This window comes from Thermofilaceae archaeon (assembly GCA_038731975.1).
In the GTDB taxonomy this organism is placed as follows: Archaea; Thermoproteota; Thermoprotei; order Thermofilales; family Thermofilaceae; genus JANXEW01.
Genome location: JAVYQJ010000022.1, coordinates 1 through 17,082, shown reverse-complemented (window position 1 = coordinate 17,082; position 17,082 = coordinate 1). Strand labels below are relative to the sequence as shown.

General features: G+C 60.7%; 24 protein-coding genes. 11 read left to right on the top strand and 13 right to left on the bottom strand.

What is annotated here, in order from left to right:
- The coding region (locus QXF46_07645) for a Zn-binding domain-containing protein (GenBank protein MEM0226737.1) at positions 1–500 on the top strand (500 nt) is incomplete at its 5' end.
- On the opposite strand, the gene QXF46_07640 is transcribed toward QXF46_07645, so the two are convergent.
- The 6 genes from QXF46_07640 to QXF46_07615 form a co-directional block, all read right to left on the bottom strand.
- The gene (locus QXF46_07640; protein MEM0226736.1) at positions 471–1,223 is read right to left on the bottom strand and encodes a hypothetical protein; all 753 of its coding nucleotides are present in this window, start codon (positions 1,221–1,223) and stop codon (positions 471–473) included. The genes QXF46_07645 and QXF46_07640 overlap by 30 nt on opposite strands.
- Positions 1,224–1,378: 155 nt before the next feature.
- The gene (gene cca / locus QXF46_07635; GenBank protein ID MEM0226735.1) at positions 1,379–2,779 is read right to left on the bottom strand and encodes a CCA tRNA nucleotidyltransferase; all 1,401 of its coding nucleotides are present in this window, start codon (positions 2,777–2,779) and stop codon (positions 1,379–1,381) included.
- A complete protein-coding gene (gene thpR, locus QXF46_07630; GenBank protein MEM0226734.1) occupies positions 2,776–3,336 on the bottom strand; it encodes an RNA 2',3'-cyclic phosphodiesterase in 561 nt (186 codons plus the stop codon). The genes cca and thpR overlap by 4 nt, the downstream gene beginning before the upstream one ends.
- Positions 3,337–3,371: 35 nt before the next feature.
- The gene (locus tag QXF46_07625) at positions 3,372–3,770 is read right to left on the bottom strand and encodes a winged helix DNA-binding protein (GenBank protein MEM0226733.1); all 399 of its coding nucleotides are present in this window, start codon (positions 3,768–3,770) and stop codon (positions 3,372–3,374) included.
- A 63-nt stretch (positions 3,771–3,833) separates the two neighbouring features.
- A complete protein-coding gene (locus QXF46_07620; protein ID MEM0226732.1) occupies positions 3,834–4,700 on the bottom strand; it encodes a TFIIB-type zinc ribbon-containing protein in 867 nt (288 codons plus the stop codon).
- The gene (locus QXF46_07615) at positions 4,700–4,957 is read right to left on the bottom strand and encodes a Gar1/Naf1 family protein (GenBank protein MEM0226731.1); all 258 of its coding nucleotides are present in this window, start codon (positions 4,955–4,957) and stop codon (positions 4,700–4,702) included. Before QXF46_07615 ends, QXF46_07620 begins: the two co-directional genes overlap by 1 nt.
- A gap of 131 nt (positions 4,958–5,088) precedes the next feature.
- Here QXF46_07615 and prf1 point away from each other — a divergent pair, with 131 nt between their 5' ends.
- The 7 genes from prf1 to QXF46_07580 are packed head-to-tail and all read left to right on the top strand — an operon-like array spanning position 5,089 to position 9,290.
- Entirely contained in the window at positions 5,089–6,306 is a 1,218-nt protein-coding gene (gene prf1, locus QXF46_07610; protein ID MEM0226730.1) for a peptide chain release factor aRF-1, read from the top strand.
- Between the two features lie 6 nt (positions 6,307–6,312).
- Positions 6,313–6,930, top strand: coding sequence for an METTL5 family protein (locus QXF46_07605; GenBank protein ID MEM0226729.1), 618 nt, complete (start codon positions 6,313–6,315; stop codon positions 6,928–6,930).
- Positions 6,931–6,948: 18 nt separating this feature from the next.
- A complete protein-coding gene (locus tag QXF46_07600) occupies positions 6,949–7,506 on the top strand; it encodes an exosome complex RNA-binding protein Csl4 (protein MEM0226728.1) in 558 nt (185 codons plus the stop codon).
- Positions 7,404–8,138: a DUF2067 family protein gene (locus QXF46_07595; protein ID MEM0226727.1), complete on the top strand. Its 735-nt coding sequence runs from the start codon at positions 7,404–7,406 to the stop codon at positions 8,136–8,138. Before QXF46_07600 ends, QXF46_07595 begins: the two co-directional genes overlap by 103 nt.
- Positions 8,139–8,170: 32 nt before the next feature.
- On the top strand, positions 8,171–8,464 hold the full coding sequence (locus QXF46_07590) for an RpoL/Rpb11 RNA polymerase subunit family protein (GenBank protein MEM0226726.1): 294 nt from the start codon (positions 8,171–8,173) through the stop codon (positions 8,462–8,464).
- Entirely contained in the window at positions 8,461–8,826 is a 366-nt protein-coding gene (locus QXF46_07585) for a ribonuclease III family protein (protein ID MEM0226725.1), read from the top strand. Before QXF46_07590 ends, QXF46_07585 begins: the two co-directional genes overlap by 4 nt.
- Positions 8,823–9,290 (top strand): 8-oxo-dGTP diphosphatase, encoded by a 468-nt coding sequence (locus QXF46_07580; protein MEM0226724.1) that lies wholly within the window; start codon positions 8,823–8,825, stop codon positions 9,288–9,290. Before QXF46_07585 ends, QXF46_07580 begins: the two co-directional genes overlap by 4 nt.
- Here the strand turns inward: QXF46_07580 and QXF46_07575 are convergent.
- Positions 9,280–9,573 carry a hypothetical protein gene (locus QXF46_07575; GenBank protein MEM0226723.1) on the bottom strand — a complete coding sequence of 98 codons (294 nt, stop codon included), beginning with the start codon at positions 9,571–9,573 and terminating at the stop codon, positions 9,280–9,282. The two genes, QXF46_07580 and QXF46_07575, sit on opposite strands and share 11 nt — an antisense overlap.
- A 21-nt stretch (positions 9,574–9,594) precedes the next feature.
- A complete protein-coding gene (locus QXF46_07570; protein ID MEM0226722.1) occupies positions 9,595–9,936 on the bottom strand; it encodes a hypothetical protein in 342 nt (113 codons plus the stop codon).
- A gap of 90 nt (positions 9,937–10,026) precedes the next feature.
- Between QXF46_07570 and QXF46_07565 the strand changes: the two genes are divergently transcribed.
- Both QXF46_07565 and tgtA read left to right on the top strand, forming a co-directional pair.
- Positions 10,027–10,470 (top strand): Lsm family RNA-binding protein, encoded by a 444-nt coding sequence (locus QXF46_07565; protein ID MEM0226721.1) that lies wholly within the window; start codon positions 10,027–10,029, stop codon positions 10,468–10,470.
- A complete protein-coding gene (tgtA, locus tag QXF46_07560; GenBank protein MEM0226720.1) occupies positions 10,467–12,074 on the top strand; it encodes a tRNA guanosine(15) transglycosylase TgtA in 1,608 nt (535 codons plus the stop codon). Before QXF46_07565 ends, tgtA begins: the two co-directional genes overlap by 4 nt.
- Positions 12,075–12,123: 49 nt before the next feature.
- Here the strand turns inward: tgtA and QXF46_07555 are convergent, their stop codons facing one another.
- On the bottom strand, positions 12,124–12,861 hold the full coding sequence (locus QXF46_07555; protein ID MEM0226719.1) for a PAC2 family protein: 738 nt from the start codon (positions 12,859–12,861) through the stop codon (positions 12,124–12,126).
- A 45-nt stretch (positions 12,862–12,906) separates the two neighbouring features.
- Positions 12,907–13,290, bottom strand: a complete 384-nt coding sequence (locus tag QXF46_07550; protein MEM0226718.1) for a 30S ribosomal protein S8e — start codon at positions 13,288–13,290, stop codon at positions 12,907–12,909.
- A 52-nt stretch (positions 13,291–13,342) separates the two neighbouring features.
- On the opposite strand from QXF46_07550, the gene QXF46_07545 reads away from it, so the two are divergent.
- Entirely contained in the window at positions 13,343–13,657 is a 315-nt protein-coding gene (locus QXF46_07545) for a signal recognition particle subunit SRP19/SEC65 family protein (protein ID MEM0226717.1), read from the top strand.
- Here the strand turns inward: QXF46_07545 and gatE are convergent.
- Genes gatE through QXF46_07530 form a run of 3 tightly spaced genes read right to left on the bottom strand, consistent with a single transcriptional unit; the run spans position 13,654 to position 17,072 of the window.
- A complete protein-coding gene (gene gatE / locus QXF46_07540) occupies positions 13,654–15,540 on the bottom strand; it encodes a Glu-tRNA(Gln) amidotransferase subunit GatE (protein MEM0226716.1) in 1,887 nt (628 codons plus the stop codon). The genes QXF46_07545 and gatE overlap by 4 nt on opposite strands.
- Positions 15,537–16,910: a Glu-tRNA(Gln) amidotransferase subunit GatD gene (gene gatD / locus QXF46_07535; GenBank protein MEM0226715.1), complete on the bottom strand. Its 1,374-nt coding sequence runs from the start codon at positions 16,908–16,910 to the stop codon at positions 15,537–15,539. The genes gatE and gatD overlap by 4 nt, the downstream gene beginning before the upstream one ends.
- 6 nt (positions 16,911–16,916) lie before the next feature.
- Positions 16,917–17,072, bottom strand: a complete 156-nt coding sequence (locus tag QXF46_07530; protein ID MEM0226714.1) for a 30S ribosomal protein S30e — start codon at positions 17,070–17,072, stop codon at positions 16,917–16,919.
- Positions 17,073–17,082 lie beyond the last annotated feature (10 nt).

The following is a 17,082-nucleotide window of genomic DNA, read 5'->3' as shown; positions in this document are numbered from 1 at the left end:
TGAAGGAGGCGGAGAGCGGCGCCACAGTGAGAGAGGCCTTACTCAGCGAGGAGTACAGCTACGAGTTCCCGACCAGGGGTATTCTGCTCCGCCTCCCGCCGAACCCCGAGTGGAGCCTGACGGGGAATGCGGAAGCCTTCCACGCGATAGAGCACGTAACCATCTCGGCCGGACAGACGGTTGTCGGAGCCTCGATGACGGACATGGGTGGCATCAGCTACCCGACCGGCCACATCTTCATCTATGACAGTTACCCGGGCGGCTCGGGCTGCAGCAAGCTGCTCTTCCACCGGCTTGAGGAGGCACTGTCGAGGGCTCTCCGCATAATCTCCTCTTGCACTTGCGAGGATGGGTGCCCAAAGTGCATTTACTCGCCCTACTGCGGGAACAACAACAAGATCCTCTCAAGGAGGAAAGCCCTCCACCTCCTGACGCTCCTCGCCGGCGGCAAGGCGCTCGCTCCCCCACCTCTAGAGGTTGCCGGCCAGCCGATCGCCTAGCAGAGGCTCCAGAGCTTCAGATCGCCTCGTCACCTTGTACTCCCTCACGATCCTGAGCACCTCCTCCTTCGAAACGCCGAACACCTCTCTGACCCGCTTCGCGAAGGCTGTGTTCCGAAGCATCAGGCCCTGGATGACCTGCGTCACGTTGCTCCTCCCGCTAACCAGGCTAGCGGTCTCGAAGTCGAATATGACTACTCCCAGCTCCGGGGTTACGAGCACGTGGTCGCCGAGCCTCGAGAGCTCCTGATGGACGAGGCCGATCTTATCGAGGGCTAGAGCCTGCCTAATCAGCTCCCCCACCGCGGCCTTCAGCTCTTCCTCGCTCGCTTTCAAACCCCAATCCTCCAGCAGCGCCCCCTCAATGTACTTCCACACCAGGAAGTTCCTCGAGGCTGCCAGCAGCCGCGGCCCCACCCCCACCTTGTTGGCCAAGCGCAGCTTCTCAGCCTCTCCCAGCAGAGAGGGCCTGTTCGCGTCCAGACGCCTCACCTTCACTGCTACGTTGACCCCCATCCATCTCCCCTTAACCACAATGCCCACGGTCCCCTTCGCGATTACTCTGAGGCCCCAAAGCTCCACTGGGCCCTCAAAGGCCAGCTCATCGACGCCGAGCAAACTCAACTCCACCAGCCTTCTCGCAGCGCTCTCCCTATCGAAGGCTGGGTACGTGAGAACACACAACTGCCGATCGCTCAACCGCCACAACTTGACTCCGGTCACTTCAACCCGTTACTCCGGGCAATCGCATAACAAAGTGCTTTGCGTCCGCCCGCGAAAAACGAAAACGCCCCCACGATCATGATAGGCGCTACCGCCAGACCCCTGGGCTGAAGGCCGCCGTCGACATTGCGCCAAGCAGTAGCAGCACGCTTTTCTCACTCCGCTTCCAGCATCCATCGCTCCTTTCTGGTGAGCCACTCGTAGAGGTGGACCCTGTAGCTATCAAGGGTACTCGCTTTGACCACCTCCCCGCCTGTGAGGATCTGGAACCCGCTCTTCGCGCACTCCGTCAAGTGTTCACCGATGTTGTACGTGGAGAGCAGCTTGGTCAGCGCTTCGCGTGCGTTCCGCACCTTCCTTGGCCTGATGACGACCCACCTGTCACCTTCGATGTAGGGGCCGGCTACGCAGCTGCCGGCAGCGTACGCTGAAATGAAGCGCTCGTCGTGGTCGGAGTATACGGGTGGACCCTCGTGCCTCTCAAGCGGAGGAAGCTCCAGCGTCTCCAGTTCAAAGAGGAGCACCACCTCCTCACCCTCGGCCCATGCCGAGGCTCCAATGACGTGGAAGTCGAAGCGCTCAAGCCCGCTCCGTAGAGCTCTCAAGGCCCTCTTCACCTGCCCCCAGAGGATATCCTCTGGTAAAGCCGGAACCCTCAGCTTCACCGCGGCAACCGCCCTCCCCTCGAGTAGAGCCTCGAGCTGCCTCGGTTCGGGTATCGCGGGGTAGAAGAAGCGGATTGAAGGCTTCCTAAGGAAGGCGCGGGCAGCGGCAATGAACCTGCTTAGGCTCTCCAACGAGACGGGGCTGGCCACGTTCCTGCCCGGGTCGACGGGGTCGACGACGACCAGGGGGTCCTTGAACCGCTCGAGTATGCTTCGCTTGTCGGGGTAGCGGCCCTCGATATCGATGATTACCTTGTAAGGCTTCCACCTGGCAGCCGACCTTATGAGGTCCAGGAAGGAGCCGTAATGGATCACGAGGAGTTCAAGAAGGTAGCCGGAGAATCCCTCAACCTTCACTTCTGCGCCGTAGACGCCAATGCCTTTCGCAAAGCGCTTCAGGATCCTCACATCCCTCCTCAACTCCGGCTTCTCGTTGAGCTTCCTCCTCACATAGGAGGTGTGGAAGGGCGTTCTATCGACTGGAGACCTTATCTGGCTGGGGTTTGGAACCCGATAGGCTGGGACAACATCGATGCTGCACGCGTCCAGCAGTAGGGTTAGGTAGGGGTGGGAGGCGAACCTTTCGACGCATTTGGCTCCAACGAGCTGCGCCGCCATCCTGGCCGCAGCTAGGCCGCCCGCCCTTAGCTCCTCGAGGCTGACGCTCGTGTCAAAGAGGAGGAAGATGTCTACGTCGACGTCGCCCGACAGCCACGTGTCTTTAGCGTACGAGCCTTCAACTTCGACCTCGGCCCTTAGGGCCAGCTCGGCTACAGCTTTGCGGAGCCCCTCAACCACGTTTTCTACTACAGCGCCTACTCGCGCCCTTTCCTCCGGCGAAGGCGTGACCCTCCTTAGGACTTCCGCTAGAACAGCCTCGAACTCGTTCATCTCCTCGCCGCCCGCTCGTAGAGCGTCTGGTAGATCGGCCCTCGCGAGGTGAGAGTGCTCCTCTTCAGCCTGAACCTGTCCACGAGCATGGAGCCGACCTCAACGTGGGAGGCCTCCTGCAGCATCCGGGGGAGGCTTCCGACACCCCCCTTGACCCGGGCTATCGTCAAGTGCGGCGTGAACTCCTCCTCAGGCCTCGGCAGCTTGAGCTTCGAGAGAGCAGCGTTCACCTTAGAGCTGAGCTCGGACAGCTCCCTCGCGCCCTCCCGCACCCCCACCCACACGACCCTAGGCCTCCTCGCGTCCGGAAAGGCTCCCAACCCAGCGAAGCTCACCGTGAAGGGCTCGAAGTCTACCGACTCCAGGGCCGCTTTGATCCTCTCCACGGTCTCCGGAGGCACTTCCCCGATAAACCTTAGAGTCAAGTGCAGGTTCTCCAGTTCCACCAGCTTGATGCTTGCACCGGTGGCCTTCAGCTGCTCCTGCAGCCCAGCCACCCTGGAGACTACAAGCGGCTCCTCTACGTCTACCGCTACGAAGCACCTGATTAGGCTCACACGCTGGGCGCGAGACTCTCCTTATAGTTTCATCGCTAGGCTGGCGGTACGTTGGAGTCGAGGAGCCACTTCGCCATTCGTTCGCAGCTGAGGATCTTGGAGGGGTCGCCGCAGAGGGTCAGTAGGGGGCAGTAGAAGCAGGGGATCTCATCCAGTTCGTCTGGAAGCTTGGGCATGAAGCGAAGCTTCCTGGTGGGTTTGAGGAGGTATACCCTCCTCCCCTTGTGAACCACGGTTTCGCGGGAGATCAACCCCATCTTCTCGAGCCTCTTGATAATCCTGCTGCCCTTCCTGCTGTCGATGTTCAACAAGTGCCATACATCCCTCTGCAGAATCCCAGCATCTCCGGCGGCTGAGACCAGTTCGAGCAGGCGCCTCTCGAGCTGCTCGCCACCACCCTCGCTGAGACGAAGCTCCCTAGCCTCGTTACGCATATCTACACCTCACTCCCCTTTTCCAGCGAGGGGTGAGGTAAAAAGTTTCTCTTTATTGGCTCGTTATACTTGGACGGTTATATCGAGCTTCCTCATCAGATCCTTCGCGCGCTTCCTCAAAGTGGTCTCGGTAATCCCGGCTGCCGCCGCTATCTCTTGCCTCCCCCGCTCCCTCTCCCCGTGTATGAGCGCCGCTATGTAGAGAGCCGCCGCTGCTACGCTTCTTGGTGGTTTACCGAGTATGATCTTGCCCTCCTCGGCCGCTCTGATGATCTCGGCTGCTGTGCGTTGAACCTTCGTGCTCATGCCTAGCTTTCCGGCTATCATCGGCACGTACTTTAGGGGGGTGGGCGGCTTCAGGACCACCCTCTTGCCTAGGCATGCCAGCAGCGCTGTGTAGCAGCGGCGTACCCTCTGCGGATCCGCGGCCGATAGCTCCACCAGCTTGTGGATGATGCTCGGTAGGCCAAACTCTCTGCAGGCTAGGGCGAGGCAGGCGACAGCCATAGCAGCGACGCTCCCCCCCTTGAGCAAGCCCTCCCTGTGGGCTACGATGAAGAGCCTCTGAGCCTCCTCCCTAACCTGCTGCGGCAGCTGGGCTGCTGCAGCTATCCGCGCGATCTCCCTCTTCCCCGCGCTTACGCTCCTCTCGTCGGCTGAGATAGAATCCTGGATGAATGAAAGGCGGGTGAACTCGAACCTTCTCTCCGCGCTTAGAGCTACCGGCCGGCCGATCACGGTGGCCAGGCGCGAGGGCGTCTTCACGGGTTCGGCTCTCGCCCTAGCGACCAGCTGCTCCCCATCGTAAGCTCTCCACTCCTGCCCCGTGTCAACAATTTCCTCGACGACGAAGCCGCAGTCGCTGCACTTGACCTCCCCGTGGTACTGGTCGAGGATCACCTTCTCCGAGCCGCAATTAGGGCACTTCATCAACCCCCACCCCTCCTTTTCGATACTTCGGTAGCGTAGAGCAAGCGGTTGAGCAGGTAGCTGGGCTCCCGCAACCTAGGAGACGTCACTTTCACGACGACATAGGGAGAGGAAACGGGGCCTATGATGTCGTACACGAAACCGACCACGTTGGCTGAGGAGTCATACACCTGCGCCCCCAGCTTTGGTAGGGCTTCCGCCTTCACGACGAGCTTGCCATCGCGGGTAACTTTAACCACTTTGCCGATCGCCAGCATAAAGCTGGGTCATACCTGCGCCCTCGGCTTTAAGTTGATAGTGCCCTGCTCCGTCACTTTCGAGTAGCCCTCGTAAGAATACGCCACGCGGATAATCTTATAATGCGACTGCACCGGTAGGCTTGCATCCCATGTCGGAAGTGGAGAGGCTAAGGCTGCAGGAGTTCCTGCGCGAGCTGAAGAAGAAGGAGGGGAGGGGGACGGAGCTGATCTCACTGTACATTCCAGCGGGTAGGCCGATCAGCGAGGTGGCCGAGGTTCTAAGGAGCGAGTACTCAGCCGCGTCCAACATCAAGGATCGCACAACGAGGCACCACGTCCTCGACGCCCTAACGGCCGTGATGCAGAGGCTGAAGCTCTTCAAAACAACACCACCCAACGGTCTCGTGATCTTCGCCGGGTACGTCGCGGGCGACGTGCCGGGAGACGAGAAGCTGGAGGTTCACGTGATCGAGCCCCCCCAAAGGCTGAAGGTGTGGCTCTACCGGTGCGATTCGAGGTTCTACACGGAGATCCTGGAGGACATGGTGGCGGTGAAAGGAGCCTACGGCTTGATAGCGGTGGACTCCGGCGAAGCAGCCTTCGGGATATTGCGCGGCAAGAGCCTTGAAGTAGTGAAGGAGATCGAATCGGGTATACCCAGGAAGCACAGGGCTGGTGGGCAGTCAGCCAGGAGGTTCGAGAGGATTATCGAGCAGCTCACCCACGAGTTCTACAAGAGGGTGGGCGAGTACGCCAACAAGATTTTCCTCGAGATCCCCGACTTGAAGGGCATCATCGTGGGTGGCCCAGGGCCGGCGAAGGAGGAGTTCCTGAAGGGCGACTACCTCCACTACCAGCTGAAGGAGAAGGTACTGGGCGTCTTCGACATCGGATACAGCGGGGAGGCGGGCATCTACGAGCTGGTGAACCGGGCAGAGGAGCTACTCAGAGACGTCCAGTACATCAGAGAGAGGGAGGCGGTGAACGAGCTGCTCTACAACGTCTCCCGAGACACGGGGATGGCGGTCTACGGCGAGCAGGAGGTAAGAAGGGCTCTCGAGCAGAAAGCCGTGAAGACGCTCCTACTCTCGGAGAGCTTGAGCAAGGAAGTCGTCAGCTACAGGTGCAAGGTCTGCAATTTCGAGGAACGCGTGACCGTGGACGCCTCGGCCAGCGTATCCTGCAGGAAGTGCGGCTCCCCGAACGTCGAGGAGCTGGAGAGGGTGTCTCTTATCGAGGAATTGGCGAAGCTCGCAGAGGAGGGGGGGAGCGAGGTTGTGCTCGTTTCGACGGAGACTGGGGAGGGGAAGGAGTTCGCGCGCATCTTCGGGGGGATCGCTGCGATACTCCGGTACAAGATCCAGTAGCGCGAGATGAAGAAGAAGGAGCTGGAGCTCCTCCTTTCTACAGTTCCGCCGCACCCGAGCCCGAAGCTGGAGCTGGAGCAGTACGCGACCCCAGTCCACTTGGCTTCACGGCTCCTGTGGGTGGCAGCATTTTCATTCCACGATCTCCCCGCCCAGACCGTGATCGACCTTGGAGCCGGGACGGGTAGGCTCGGGATCGGGGCTGCGCTAATGGGCTCCGAGTACGTGCTGCTTGTCGAATTGGACCGCGAGGCCTTGAAGGTAGCCATTGAGGCCGCCAGGCGGTTGGGCGTTGACGCGCGGGTGGACGCCGTTTGCGCCGACGTTAGGTTCCTGACCCTCTCCCGGAGAGCCCGCTGCGCGCTCCAGAACCCTCCGTTTGGCGTGCATGGGAGGGGGGCCGACGTAGTCTTTCTGGCGGTCGCGTTGAGATTGGCCGAGAGGGTGTACAGCGTGCATAAGGCTGAGACTGCACGCTACGTACTCGAGAAGTGCCGCGAGAAGGGGGCTGAAGCTGCACTGCTCTTTGAGGACGTAGTCAGGCTCCCCCCCACGATGCCGCACCATCACAAGAGGGAGCACCGCGTGAGAGTGGTGGTCGTCAGAGCGGCACCTTTTTCTTAGTGATGCGTTGAGCGCCCTGTGGGTGAAGAGGGGTTCGCGGTTCCCGGCGATGAGCTCGGGGTTATAGAGGAGTACATGCCGGCGCATAACGCCTACGAGTTCGACGGCGTGGTGAGGGCGAAGGCCGTTGGGCGCGTGAAGCTGGACGCGATCAAGCACGAGGCCAGCGTTGTTGAGGCTAAGCGCTTACCTCTACCCAAGAGCGGTGATGCCATCCATGCGATCGTCGCGGTTGTCAGGGACGCTGTCGCATACGCCGACATCTTCTACAACGAGACGGCGAAGGTTTTCTACCCCGTGCCCTTCAGGGGGATCATTCACATATCGGAGGCGAGCAACGAGAGGCTGAGGAGTTTGCACGAAGTCTACGGCTACGGGGACATCCTCCGGGCGCGCGTCCTATCCCGTAAACCACCCTACATGCTCTCAACCAGGGGGCCTGAGTACGGCCTCCTCCTCACCCGTTGCCCAAAGTGCTTGACGCCGCTGAAGAAGAGGGGGCTCTGGCTCTACTGCCCGACGTGCAGGAGAACACACAAGAAGAGGAAGATTTCAAGGTACTACGCGTTGAGATGAGCGCGAGAAGGAAGAGAGTGATCACCCTCAAGTTCGCTTCGGCCAGCGAAGCGGCAGAGTTCCTCCAGTACGCACTGGCGAGAGTCGGGAATTTAGCCGCAGAGCAGTCAGGCCCCTCGCTCAAGCTCATCCTCCTAGCTCCGCCCGTGAAATCCGAAGAGGATTACCGGAAGCTTATCGCGCTCCTGAAGGAGTGGAGGACATCTAGGCAGGCTCCGAGGAAGGGCTTCTTCAGGCACAGCATCGGCCTCCTGCTGGCCTCCGCCAATCTTAAAGTGAGCATACCGTTAGCGGCACTTGCTGATACATTGACCCTTATGGGGTACAGGGCGAGCGTGGATGGGGGGCACCTGGTCACGAACGCCCCCTTCAAGCGAGCCGTAGAGGTCGCAGAAACCTTTTCTGCGAAGTACTCTGAAGCCCTCGAGACCCCCGCCGCCCCTCTAGCGAGGAGGTTGGCAGCTGTGTTAGCTACGGCGCTCGACCTTACCGTGGAGGAGGCCTTCGAAAAGCTACAGCGCTTAGGCATAGTGAAGGTGGACGAGGAGAGCGGTAAGTACGTGCTGAGCGTCAACTACGAGGAGGCCTTGAAACGGCTCTCCAACCTGGATTCAAGCCGCGAGGCACGGTAGGTTTTTTACCTTCGAGTTGCCAGCGCGTAGCCGTGGGCGAGGAGCTCAAGATATCGATCCTACGCAACGAGCCTAACCGGTTGACGCTCAAGGTGCAGGGAGAGGACCATACCCTCCTCAACCTGCTCACGGAGGAGCTACAGAAGGATGGGAGCGTAGTGATCGCCGCGTACCGCGAGGAACACCCGCTCACCCGCGAGTACACCTTGACGATCATCACTGACGGGAGCAAGGCACCCTTCGACGCGCTCGCGGAAGCTGCAGCCAGGCTAAAAGAGCTCTTCGAGGAGCTTAGAGACCAGTGGCTCCGAGCAGTTGAGGGATGAAGGTTTCAGCGAGCCTGAAGGAGCTGGCCAGGCTGGGAGATGCCATTGTCAACTTCACGGTATCGGCAGCATTGACCCTCCGCGACGGGAGGCCGTGGGGCGTTAAGGTCCCTGACTCCGTGCTCAGAGCGGTTTCGAAGCGGGTGGGGATTCGCAGCCTCGGAGCGTTGAAGCCGGAAGACGTGCTCGAGGCTGTTATCGCCTACGCCTGGCTCAAGGGCTTCAGCGTCGAGGAAATGGTGAAAATCACTTTAAGAGGGATGGAAAAGGGAGGGGTCGAGGAGGGGCTGGCGATCCTCACTCAGCACCTCTCACCCTACGTAAGGGAGCTTCTTGCGCTGAGAGGCGAGTCCCGCGTATGACCGCTCACGCAGTGCTCTGCTTCCTGCTGCGCGACGGAAAGGTGCTTCTAATCAGGAAGAAGAAGGGTTTTGGCGCCGGCAAGCTAGTGGGGGTTGGTGGGCGCATAGAGCCGGGCGAGACGCCGGAGGAAGCCGCGGTACGGGAGGTTTACGAGGAGGTTAACGTTCGTGTACGCTCGTTAGTTAAGGTGGGTGTGCTCACGTTCTACTCGGTATCCGACGAGCCAGACTGGATCGTCCACGTCTACCTCTCTAAAGACTTCGAGGGGGAGCCGAGGCCGAGCGAGGAGGCTGAACCTCACTGGTACGCGGTGGATCAGCTGCCCCTCAAGGAGATGTGGGAGGACGACAGCGTCTGGCTGCACCACGCTCTCTCGGGGGACTTCGTGGTCGGCCGCTTCTGGTTTGACGCCGAGTACAGGCGCATGCTGAAGTGGGAGCTGTCTCTGGACTCTAACGCCTGATTCCCGCGTGTTTGAGGAGGTCGCTCATCGTTGCGAAGGTTTTGCTTGAACCAGCTTCATCCACCGCGATTTCCTCGATTGAGAACGAGGAGAGGACGTCGTGCGGGGGGCGTGAGCCGAAGGCCACCTGCCAGGGGACTCTCCTACCCGCCGCGTCAACAGCTTCAACGTACCTGCTGATCAAAACAGAGTACTTCAAACCCTTGAACTTGATCCTCACTCTCCTCGAACCGGAGCGAGCCCAATTAACGAGGGCCTCTAGCTCCCTCTGCGTAAGGGTCATCGACTCTTCCGCGATTCACGCTTATTTTACCTTTTCCAACCTCCTGAGCTTCAAGTAGACTTTCCTCAAGGGTTTCTGCTCCGGGCCCATCACTGTGAGGAGGAGCCCTCCGAAGGTATACGCTGTTTTGCCCTCGCTAGCTTTCAGTGGCTTCCCGGACATCACGATGTCCCACTCATCCGTGCTCCCCAGCTCCTCTCCAAGCACTAGCTCCACTTCGTCCCCCGCAGCCGGGCGCCAACCAACCTCCTCGAGGATCTTGGTGGGCACTTCCAGGGAGGCGGTGAGGCCCTCGCCCTCCATCACCAGCAGCGCGACATCCGCGTAATCATACTTCTCCACCTTAACGACCTTGAGCTTCACAGGTGGGGTTTGACCTACAGTTTTTATAACTCATGCTGTTGCAAGCAAAGCTATTAAAAACGGTTTTGAGGGACGCTCGGTGGCCGGAACTTGGCTTACGTCGATACCGCGACGAGGAGGTTCACCTCCGAGCTGAGCTCCCTGCTCGACAAGCACGTCGTAGTGCGAACCACCGATGGGCAGAGCTTTGAGGGCACCCTGCTCGGCTACGAAACCTCAAGGTACAACATCGTGTTGAAGGACGCGAGAGCTCCGAGCGGTGAAACCTACCCGAGGCTCATCATATACGGTCACGCGATCGCGGAGATCAGGCTAACCGAGCCCCCGCTCGACATGGAGGAGCTCGCCCGGCGCCTTGAGGAGATTTTCCCGAAGATGGTGAAGTACGTCCCAGAAGCGCGAGTGATAACCGTCATGGATAGGATTCGAGTGACCGATAAGGGGGTTGAAGGCACAGGACCGCTAGCGGATAGAGTGAGGAGCATCTTCGAGAAGTTCGTTGAGGAGTGGCGCGCGAAGCATAAAGTGGTATGAGCGACTGCTTTGAGATTGAAGAGGTCGACCTCCTAGGCCGTGTGGGACGGCTCAAGACGAAGCACGGGGTCGTTAGAACCCCAGCCCTAGCCCCGGTCATCGACCCCGCTAGAAACGTCGTCCCCCCTAGCGAAGTAGCCGGCCTGGGCTACCAGCTCCTCATAACCAACGCCTACCTGATCAAGAAGAGGTACGGAGATGTAGCGACCGAGATGGGGGTTCACAATCTCCTCGGCGTAAACGTGCCCGTAATGACGGACTCTGGCGCATACCAGCTGATGGAGTACGGAGAAGTGAGTGTCGAACCGCTCGAGATCGTCGAGTACCAAGTTAAGCTGGGCAGCGATATTGGCGTCATCCTCGACATCCCGACTAGGCACGGGCTGTCGCGCGAGGTTGTTGCTAGAGAGGTGGCGGAGACGTTGAGGAGGGCCCGGGAGGCGCTGAGCATCGAGCGGGGGTCCATGCTCCTAGTGGGACCGGTTCAGGGGGGTTTGTACTTGGACATTGTCGCTCGGGCTGCGCACGAGCTGGCTCAAATGGACTTCGACATTTACGCGGTGGGTGGGCCGGTGCAGCTAATGATCAACTACGAGTACCGCGATCTGGTGCGGCTGGTGATGACGGCCAAGATGAACCTTCCCCCCGGCAAGCCCCTCCACCTCTTCGGCGCCGGCAACCCCCACATGCTGGCGCTCGCAGTTGCGATGGGCGTCGATACATTCGACTCAGCCTCCTACGCTCTCTACGCGAGGGACGGCAGGTACATGACGCCCGAAAGGGTCTTCAGGCTGGACGAGCTGAGCGAGCTGCCCTGCGAGTGCCCCATCTGCTCGAAAGTAACCGCTGAAGAGCTCAAGAGTCTACCGGCACAGGACAGAGTCTACAAGCTGGCTGTCCACAACCTGTATGTCCTGCAGGGGGAGTTAAAGAGAATCAGGAACGCGATAAAGGAAGGGAGGCTCTGGGAGCTGCTGGAGCTGAGGGCGAGGAGCCACCCAGCTCTCCTGAAAGCCTTACGGGAGTACGAGAGGTACGCTGCCTTTGTAGAGAAGCACCACTACACCACGAAGGCTCGCGTGAGCGGTCTCTTCTTCTACGATTTAACTAGCCGCGGTAGGCCCGAGGTCTTTAGGCACTTCGTGCGGATCAGGGAGCGCTACGAAGCCCCGGCTTCGAGCGTTCTCGTGCTAATCATGGAGACTGAGGCGAGGCCGGCTGCGAGGTTCACGTGGGTTGGGGAGTTCGTTAAGAGGGTTGCAAGCGACGAAGCGCTGAGAGGCAAGGTGTGCGTAGCGACGGTCACAAGTCCTTACGGGGTCGTCCCCATCGAGCTGGAGAGCGTCTATCCTCTCGCGCAGTACGAGACGGCAATCCCTCTTGATGACTACGCGGTTGCAAATGAGCTGGCCAGCGATACGACCTGGTTCGTCACTGGAGTTGGGGGCTACCGGGTCGTCGTTATCGCCTACGAGCGCGGCCTGGGGACCGCCGCTAGAATCGCCGAGAAGCTGCGTAAAAGAGGAGTGAGGGTGTACACGAGGCGTTACTCAAGCGTAGAAGATCTGGTCAACTTCGTTAGGCTGGTGCTCGCGCTCATCTGAAACCGGCCGCGAACGGTAGCTCGCGATCGGCGGCGGAAGAGTGGCCGCATTAGACGTAGAACGTCGGTACGCTGGGGGTCCTGCTCTCCCGACCCATCCTCTTGCGGAGCTCCTCAAACTCGCGCTCCAACCGCGCCTTCTCTTCGGCCATTCTCATCAAATCGCTCACATCCACCTCTACTTGTAGCACGCGGGAGATGAACTCGACAGCCGCCTTGGCCGCCATCGGATCGATCGAGTTCGGATCGGCATAGGGCAGCACAGCTACTGCGGGGAAGTCGTGGGCCTCGTAGTACGCCAGCATGGCTGCAAGGGGTCCTACGATCGACAGACCCTCCTCGAGCTGCTGCAGCCCTTTGACGAGGTTGTCATAGCGGGCTAGGAAGGTTCTGGTAGCAGCGTACCTCATCGTATCTCCGCCCTTCCTGTAGCTGGCATCGAGCCCCCCTACCAGCAGTGCAACTTTAGCTCCGCCAGCCACGCTGGCCTCAGCGAGCTCGTAGGGGATGCGGATCAAGTCAGCTTGGGGGAGTGGGACGTTCGGCAGGAAGACGACCGCCGACCCCACATCGTACAGCTCGTAAGGTGTGATAAGACCCTCAGGGCCGGCATTTACGACTTGAGGCATGTATGGCGAAACCACGTAACCTATCTTCCTCCCGCCGAGGGCCTTTACGAGGTGCTTCGCAGTCAAGTACCCGACTAAGCCGAAGCCGTGGTAGCCTGCCACGAAAACCTTGTTTGCAAAGGCGTTGCTCGCGACTCGAACCACTACCCTAAGAGGCACGGGTTCACCCAACCACAAAGTTGCGCGCTGATCTTTAAAAACCGCTCACTGGAGCAGCACTGCGTTGATTACGCCGTCTTGCCCGGGCCGCGACGTTACAACGGCTCTGCCGAGCTCCGTCTCTATGACCGCACCCCTCGTTATAACCCCCCTCCTGTCGTAGTCCTTGCTGCTAGGGTTGGAAACAACCCTTAGAATCCGCACCCTCCTGCTCTGCCCCGTCTTCGGGTCAACAACGTTAGCGTGCTCAGCGAACTTGAGCTTGATCTTTAGGTTTCCGCCTCGCGTCCTAACGTGGATCCTACGCTCGGTGCCGAGCAGCGTCTCGATCGGAGGCCTCCCCATCCAGTACCTTCTCTTCACTTTCACGTGCCTACCCTTCAGACCGCCCGTGATCTTCCTCAGATCGTTGCCCTGGTAAATGCCCATACGCTCGCCTCTCCAACGCCCACTTTAAAAACCTTGATACCTTAATTACGGCGTGGAGGAGGGTAGGAGGCCGGTCGTGCTCTGGCCGGTCTACTTCGATGCTACGAAGAGCAGGTCCTCTCGACGCCGCGTCCCCGCGAGCCTGGCTGTGAGAGGCGTAACGCCGGAGGACTTGCTTAAAGCGGCTCAGGCAGCGGGCTACAGGGCGGAGCTGGACGCCAGCGCCAAGCACCCCGCTACGTGGTTCGAGAGCAGCGGCCGAGTCCTAGTGTACACGGATGAGCGGAAGAGCCTCGTCATAAGGAAGGTGGCGGAGCAGCTCAAGAAGCTGAAATCTGAGAGGCCCGAGGCCGCCCGCAAGCGCTAAATCTTCTTTAACGCCTTCTCCAACTCCTCGCTAACGAGCTTGTTGATCAGTGCTCCGTCAACTCTCCCTCGGAGCTTACGCATGACCGCGCCCATTACTTGACCGAAGGCGGCGCTGCCTCTCTCCCTAACTAGGCTCTCCATTTCCTTGATAACCCCCCGGATAACCTCCCTCGCCTCCTCCACCGAGAGGGGGGTTAGCCCGAGGATCCTTACGGCCTCTTCAGCTGTGAGGGAGGGGTTTTCGGAGAGCTGCTTGAGAACCACCGGTATCGCCTCCTTCACAAGCCCTCCTTTCACCACCAGCCTGAAGACGTCTACCAGGTGCTCGTCGCTGAGGTTCTGGACGGGGACTCCGTCCCTCCGCAGCTCCACGAGAGTCCCCTCCAGCGTGGAGGCGACGAGGGTCGGCGGTGCGCCGACCTCCGCTACGATGCGCTCGAAGAGGTCGAGCCTGTAGGATCGCAGGAGCTTCCTAGCCAGGTCGTGGCTCAGCCCGTACACCTTGACAAAGCGCTCGAACTTCGCTTCGGGCGGTTCGGGGAGCTTCAGCTTGAGCTCCTCCAGCAGCTGCGTGGGGATGGGGACCGGCCGAATGTCGGTCTCCGGGTACATCCTCGCCCTACCCGGCATCGGCCTCATGAACCTCGTTGTGCCGTCCGGGTTCGCAGCTCTCGTCTCCGGCGGCACCCCTTCCAGGGCTTCCCTCGCCCTCTCTAGCACGGCCTCGATAGCCCCTTCCGCCTTCCGCGCCTCCTCGAACACGAGGACGAAAGCGTCTCCCTCGCTGCAGCCGAGCGCCTCGCGCACCTCGCGAACCTCATCGGCGCTAATCCCGTACCCGGGCAGCTCATCGCTGTGGAAGATCCCGCCCACCTCAGCCCAGTAGCGCGCCCTATCGGCCATCTCCGTGCCCAGCCGCCGCCCGGGTTGGAGCTCCCGGCCGAGTAGGCCTGCGAAGCCGGGCAGCTTCACTGCCAGAGCCACCCCTCCGCTCGCCAGCGCCTTTCTAGCTACGCGGGAGCTCGTGTCTCTGAACAGTTCGGTGACATCCACCGCCCTCTGGTTGAGGGCCTCCGCCGACACGCCGCGCCTCCTCAGCTCCTCTCTAATCTCGAGGAGAGCCTTCTGCCTCTTCACCTCAAGCTCAACGACCCTGGGGATCAACTCGAGCTCCTGAACCCCCTTCACTTCGACCCTCGCACCCCCCTCCACCGAGATGTTCAAGTCCTGCCTAATCGTCCCCAACCCCCTCTTCACCCGACCTGTCATGCGGAGCAGCTGGCCGATCCTCATCGCCGCTAAGCCTGCCTCCTCGGGGCTCGTTAGAGCGGGGGCCGTCGCGATCTCCACCAGCGGGATCCCGAGTCGATCCAGCCGGTACACGACCTCGCTCCCGGACTCACCCATCTTCCTCGCCGCATCCTCCTCCAGGCAGACTGTGGCGATGGGGACCCTCTTCCCCTCCACGTCCACCCAGCCGTCCATGCCGATGAGAGCCGTCCGCTGGAAGCCGGTGGTGTTCGACCCGTCGATGACGATCTTCCTCATCACGTGGACCTCGTCGACAACCTTGCAGTTGAAAGTGAGGCATATGAGCAGCGCTGCCTCCAGCGCCTCGCGGTTGAGGGGGTGCGGCGGCTCCTCGTCCATCTCCACAAGGCAGGTGTTATCGAGGAACGTCTCGTAGGCGAAGATCCTCCCCTTCGAGTACTCGAAAACCGCCGCGGGGTCCAGCTCCCCCAACTCGCTCCTCGCGAGCCTCAACCACCTCCTGTAAGTGAAATCGGGATCACCCCTCCTCAGCTCAGTCGGGCAGCTGCAGAACAGCTTCGCCCTCGTGTCGAGCATCTGGTGGATTTCGAGACCCACTCGGCAGCTCACTGACCTCCACCCCCCAGGTACCTCTCGAAGTAGTTGAGCGGCGGGTAGTACCACTCCTCGCTCCTCTCGTCCATCTCGTAAGCTACATTCGTCAGGAACAGTGATGCGGCCTCCCTCGCATCGTTGGTGCGCGCGAGCACCCACGAGAGCTTCACGAACGCTGTCTCTGGCAGCATGTCCTCAGCCGGTATAGCTCCGGCCTTAAGCAGCTCCACCCCCCTCCTGTACACGTTCATGTTCACCCTACCCCACAGGCACTGCGACGCTACGACCACGACCACCCCCTCCTCCACTGCCCTCCTGACGGAGGGCAGCAGACGCTCGGAGACGTGGCCGAGTCCGGTACCCTCGATCACGACCCCCCTGTACCCCTTGTCCACGAGGAAGTCGAGGAGCTCCCCGCTCATCCCCGGGTAGAACTTGACGAGGGCCACTTTTTCCTCGAAGCCGTTCTCCAGGAGCACGCCCTCCCTCGAGCGCGGGAGGAACCTCCTGGCGAAGACCTTCAGCTCCCGCGAGGGTAGCTCCACCTTCGCGAGCGGTACCGCGTTCACGCTCCTGAAGGCATCCCTCCTGCTCGTGTGCATCTTCCTGACTCGCACACCCCGGTGCACGTAGAAAGCCGTGTCGTCCAAGCCGGCGTGCATCACAACCACGGACTCGGCGAAGGGCGCCTTCGCTGCAGTAATGGCGGCCGCCAGCACGTTCGTGGCCGAGTCGCTCGAAGGCCTGTCTGATGACCTCTGCGCCCCCACCAGCACCACGGGCCCCGGCAGCCTGCGCAGAGCAAAAGCCAGCGCCGCGGCGGTGTAACCCATCGTGTCGGTCCCGTGCGCGACGATGATTCCGGCCGGCCCCTCCCTCTCGAAGACCTGTGCCACGCGCTCGGCGATCATCGACCAGTGCCTCGGCGTTAGATCCTCGCTGAACACGCTGAACAGCGTCTCAGCCGACACCAGCGCCACGCTCTCCAGCTCGGGAACCATCGAGTAGATCTCCTCCGCCGTGAAGTACGGGTAAACGGCTCCCGAGACGTAATCGATGCGCGACGCGATCGTGCCACCCGTACCGATGAAGTGGACCCTCGGCAAACCCGGCTTCAAGCTGGGAGGCGGTGGTAAAGCGCCCCTCGAGGGTTCCACTCTACCGAGCCTTCTAATCGATTTGACCCTTCTCGCGTCAACCCCCACGTTGTAGCCGTTGGGCAGCTTCAAGACCAGGATGTCGGGATCCCCGTACTGGGGCCTCGGCAGAACGATACCGCGGACAACTACACCATCATCCCGCTCCAGCTCAACCTCGTCAAAGAGAGAGACACCAGCGGAGTCTAGCAGCTTTACAGCTTGATCCCCGTAGCCCTCCAGGCTCATCGCCCACTACATGGCGGTAGTCTGCTGCGCGTAAACGAGGCGCCTCAAGTAGTTCCTCCTGTTCCTCCTCCTGGGCACCAGGTTCTTCTTCGGCTTTGGCGGAATCTTCGGAGTCGCGTTACGAACCTTACCCGCCTTCGTAAGCGAACCGTGACTCGGCATACAGCTCCCA

What these genes read in the sequence shown, in the direction of transcription:
- cca (MEM0226735.1), bottom strand. Translation starts at nt 2,779, where the DNA reads ATGAACGAGTTCGAGGCTGTTCTAGCGGAAGTCCTAAGGAGGGTCACG.
- QXF46_07625 (MEM0226733.1), bottom strand. Translation starts at nt 3,770, where the DNA reads ATGCGTAACGAGGCTAGGGAGCTTCGTCTCAGCGAGGGTGGTGGCGAG.
- QXF46_07620 (MEM0226732.1), bottom strand. Translation starts at nt 4,700, where the DNA reads ATGAAGTGCCCTAATTGCGGCTCGGAGAAGGTGATCCTCGACCAGTAC.
- QXF46_07615 (MEM0226731.1), bottom strand. Translation starts at nt 4,957, where the DNA reads ATGCTGGCGATCGGCAAAGTGGTTAAAGTTACCCGCGATGGCAAGCTC.
- prf1 (MEM0226730.1), top strand. Translation starts at nt 5,089, where the DNA reads ATGTCGGAAGTGGAGAGGCTAAGGCTGCAGGAGTTCCTGCGCGAGCTG.
- QXF46_07605 (MEM0226729.1), top strand. Translation starts at nt 6,313, where the DNA reads ATGAAGAAGAAGGAGCTGGAGCTCCTCCTTTCTACAGTTCCGCCGCAC.
- QXF46_07585 (MEM0226725.1), top strand. Translation starts at nt 8,461, where the DNA reads ATGAAGGTTTCAGCGAGCCTGAAGGAGCTGGCCAGGCTGGGAGATGCC.
- QXF46_07580 (MEM0226724.1), top strand. Translation starts at nt 8,823, where the DNA reads ATGACCGCTCACGCAGTGCTCTGCTTCCTGCTGCGCGACGGAAAGGTG.
- QXF46_07575 (MEM0226723.1), bottom strand. Translation starts at nt 9,573, where the DNA reads ATGACCCTTACGCAGAGGGAGCTAGAGGCCCTCGTTAATTGGGCTCGC.
- tgtA (MEM0226720.1), top strand. Translation starts at nt 10,467, where the DNA reads ATGAGCGACTGCTTTGAGATTGAAGAGGTCGACCTCCTAGGCCGTGTG.
- QXF46_07550 (MEM0226718.1), bottom strand. Translation starts at nt 13,290, where the DNA reads ATGGGCATTTACCAGGGCAACGATCTGAGGAAGATCACGGGCGGTCTG.
- gatD (MEM0226715.1), bottom strand. Translation starts at nt 16,910, where the DNA reads ATGAGCCTGGAGGGCTACGGGGATCAAGCTGTAAAGCTGCTAGACTCC.
- QXF46_07530 (MEM0226714.1), bottom strand. Translation starts at nt 17,072, where the DNA reads ATGCCGAGTCACGGTTCGCTTACGAAGGCGGGTAAGGTTCGTAACGCG.